Raw genomic sequence first — 611 nt, forward strand, 5'->3', positions numbered from 1 at the left:
GCTTCGAGGCGGGCGGCCTCGCGCGCCCAGTAGCCGACGAGCTGCCCGTCGAGGGTGGTCCGCTCCGCCTGCGCCGTCATCCGTCCCTCCGCCCGGAAAGGGCCTACGCCCGATATCCGAGAACGCTCAACGCGGCGGGGTCGGTTCCGCGGTCTCCTCGACGACCAGCGCCTCGGCGTCGCCCTCGAAGCTGCCGGCGCCGTCGGGCACCGGGGTGGACGGCGTGCCGAAGGGCGTGCTCGGATAGGCCTGCTCGAATTTTTCACGCGCCTCGGCCGGGTCCGCGCCCTTGAGCACGATCTGCGGCTTGCCCGGCAGAGGCCAGCGCGGGTCGGCGGGATCGCGGGGGCGCACGGCGTACCAGGGCATGGAGGCTCCGAGTCGGGAAGCAAAGCGGGATCGACGCCTGCCGTGAACGGAGGGCGGTCGGACGCGGTTCCCCGCGGGCTCCGCCGCATCGATTGCCCCCGCCCGGATTGATTCCCGGCGCGGGGCGGTGCAGGTGCCGGCCCCATGCGCGTGGACTTGTTCGATTTCGACCTGCCCGAGGCCAGCATCGCCCTCCGCCCGGCCGAGCCGCGCGGCGCCGGACGCCTGCTCGTCGTGCGCCC

The 611-nt window shown here is 74.3% G+C and carries 2 protein-coding genes; one reads left to right on the top strand and one right to left on the bottom strand.

Translation table 11 applies throughout. The features are described 5' to 3' along the window. Positions 1–126 precede the first annotated feature (126 nt). Positions 127–369 carry a hypothetical protein gene (locus FV222_RS28585; RefSeq protein WP_147763614.1) on the bottom strand — a complete coding sequence of 81 codons (243 nt, stop codon included), beginning with the start codon at positions 367–369 and terminating at the stop codon, positions 127–129. 144 nt (positions 370–513) lie between these two features. Here FV222_RS28585 and FV222_RS31715 point away from each other — a divergent pair. Next, positions 514–611 (top strand): S-adenosylmethionine:tRNA ribosyltransferase-isomerase (locus FV222_RS31715; RefSeq protein ID WP_187277536.1); only part of this gene is annotated, 98 nt, incomplete at its 3' end.

Source organism: Methylobacterium sp. WL103, from assembly GCF_008039885.1.
GTDB lineage: Bacteria > Pseudomonadota > Alphaproteobacteria > Rhizobiales > Beijerinckiaceae > Methylobacterium > Methylobacterium cerastii.

What these genes read in the sequence shown, in the direction of transcription:
- FV222_RS28585 (WP_147763614.1), bottom strand. Translation starts at nt 369, where the DNA reads ATGCCCTGGTACGCCGTGCGCCCCCGCGATCCCGCCGACCCGCGCTGG.